Annotated in this window: 3 protein-coding genes; 2 read left to right on the top strand and 1 reads right to left on the bottom strand. The window is 57.4% G+C overall.

Annotation, left to right across the window (positions count from 1 at the left end; genetic code table 11):
- Positions 1 to 158 precede the first annotated feature (158 nt).
- Positions 159 to 416 carry a hypothetical protein gene (locus tag WA989_RS12530; RefSeq protein WP_424340829.1) on the top strand — a complete coding sequence of 86 codons (258 nt, stop codon included), beginning with the start codon at positions 159 to 161 and terminating at the stop codon, positions 414 to 416.
- Positions 417 to 857: 441 nt separating this feature from the next.
- Complete coding sequence (locus WA989_RS12525; RefSeq protein WP_424340828.1) at positions 858 to 1,355, top strand: hypothetical protein; 498 nt, start codon at positions 858 to 860, stop codon at positions 1,353 to 1,355.
- 155 nt (positions 1,356 to 1,510) lie between these two features.
- Here WA989_RS12525 and WA989_RS12520 read toward each other — a convergent pair.
- The coding region (locus WA989_RS12520) for an NADPH:quinone oxidoreductase family protein (protein ID WP_424340827.1) at positions 1,511 to 2,286 on the bottom strand (776 nt) is incomplete at its 5' end.

The raw sequence follows: 2,286 nt of genomic DNA, 5'->3' as shown, positions 1-2,286 counted from the left end.
CACCATGGCGGGCTATTTCTGACGATAATAAAAGGCCGCCATGGTGAGCGAAGCCGAACCACAAGGCCATGTCGGGATGAGGATGGCGGTTCGACCCTCATCCTGAGCCTGTCGAAGGACCGCCCGGAACCCAAGCCCTCCAGCCGCGTCCATCTGGCATGGCCGAGACCGACACGCTTTACCTCATCTATCTGCGCGCGCCGCAAACGCCGCTTGATCCGGCCGAGTTCGACCGGCTGCTGACGCTCGAGGACGGGCTTTACCTGATCGCCTCGCCGCTTTCGCGCTCGAAGGTTTATCATGGGGTGAAACACGCGACGCGGCCTGAGGCGCTGCTGGTCGCGCCGCTGGCCGATGATCCGAAATTTATGGGGATGGAAGAGGGGGCGTTGAAGGCGCTCAGGGCGGGGCTTTGAGTAATACGCGCGACGCCGCAGATACCTGCGTAGGCAGGTATCCATAGCGAGCCGGCGACAATGGGTCCCTGCCTTCGCAGGGACTGGCGGCCGAAGAGAGACTCGCGAAACGTCAAAGGGCGGGGTGTCCGATCTGTTTCAGGCCCTCAAGGCCGGGCGGCGGAGCTGTGCCTGCGGCAGCCTTGACCGCCTGAAACAGATCGCAAGAGGCTGGGAGCGTCCAATTGGGCGCGAACTTGACAGCCGAGAACCAAAAATAGCAGCCTCATTGTCAAAACGTTATACAAAGAAATACAAAAAAAGACAAAAGTATGTATGAATTGATTGACTCGCCACATCACGATGGCTATATCGCGCCTTAGAAAGGATATCGCTATGTCTAACGGAAGGTCATTGTCCGATTTTATGAGGTTCATTGAATACCTTGGTGACAAGGGGCTAATGAACAAGAACACCACTGCGGCCAGAAAGGCTGCAGCGAACAAGATATTCGAAATATTGGATGATTCTGAAAAGCAGGATGTTCTGGCGCTTGATCTTGAAATGATCATGCATAGGTTCAGCAATCTTTTGGGACAAAATTATACGCCGACAAGCTTGCAGACATATCAAAGCAGACTCAAGTCGGCGCTTGAGGATTTCGACGCCTATCTGAAGAATCCGATGGGCTTCCGGCCCGCCGTGCAAACTCGGGAACGGCGTCGCGACAAACCCAAGGAAGTTGCCAAAGCTGATGCGAACCAAATTGAAAAAGCTGAAAAACCTGCTTCAGCTGGAGTTGGGAGTGGTGGTTACACGTCAATGCCCAGCGCGAACATACTTCCAATTCCGCTTCGGAGTGATCTGACAATTCATGTTCAGGGGCTGCCGTTCGATTTGACTGCGCAAGAGGCTCGCAAACTGGCAAACGTGATAATGGCGATGGCGTTGCCTGAGTAGAAATTGTTCATCCCCTTCCATAAGGGATGAAGCCGGTGCAACTCCGGATTGCAGAGAGACCGCCGGGCCGGAAGTCCAATCTCCGGATCCCGGCGGCTCATCACTGAAATATAAGAATAAATGTCGAACACGCAAGCTTTGTTGCGTGGTATTCCCTACACCACCACAACAACCTTCCCCTTCGCCTTCCGGTTCATCAGTTCGCTGATGGCGTCGGGGGCCTCAGCAAGCGGATAGGTGTTGGAGACGTGGGGTTTGATCTTGCCGCTCTCATACATCTCGAACAGCTCCTCGATGTTCTGCTCATTGGCCTTCGGGTCGCGGGCGACAGCGGCGCCCCAGAAGACCCCCACAATATTGCAGGATTTGAGCAGGGTGAGGTTGAGCGGCATTTTCGGGATGCCGGCCGGAAAGCCGATGACGAGGAAGCGGCCGTCCCAGTTCATCGCGCGGAGCGCCGGCTCGGCATAGTCGCCGCCAACTCCGTCATAGATGACGTCCACACCACCGCCGCCAAGCTCCTTGATCTTGTCGGAGAGGGCTTTCTGGTCTGCCTTTTCGAGCGGCCCGCGCGGATAGACGAAGCCTTTGGCCGCGCCTTTCTCCATCGCAAGGTCGACCTTTTCCTGGCTCGAGGCGCCGGCGATCACTTCCATCCCCATCGCCTTGCCAAGCTCGACGGCCGCAAGGCCGACACCGCCAGCCGCGCCGAGGACGAGCAGGCTCTCGCCCGGCTTGCAGTCGCCGCGGTCCTTCAGGGCATAGTAGGAGGTGCCATAGGTCATCAGCAGGGCGGCGGCCTGTTCGAATGGCATGGATTCAGGGAAAGCGCGCACGCGGTTCTGGTCAACGACGACTTCCTCGGCCATGCCGCCCCAGCCGGTCGAGCCCATGACGCGGTCACCCGGCTTGTATTTGGTCACGCCCTTGC

It is taken from the genome of Henriciella sp., assembly GCF_049649345.1.
Classification (GTDB): Bacteria; Pseudomonadota; Alphaproteobacteria; order Caulobacterales; family Hyphomonadaceae; genus Henriciella.
Note: the sequence above shows the minus strand (reverse complement) of the source record. Positions and strands in the feature narration are given on the sequence as shown.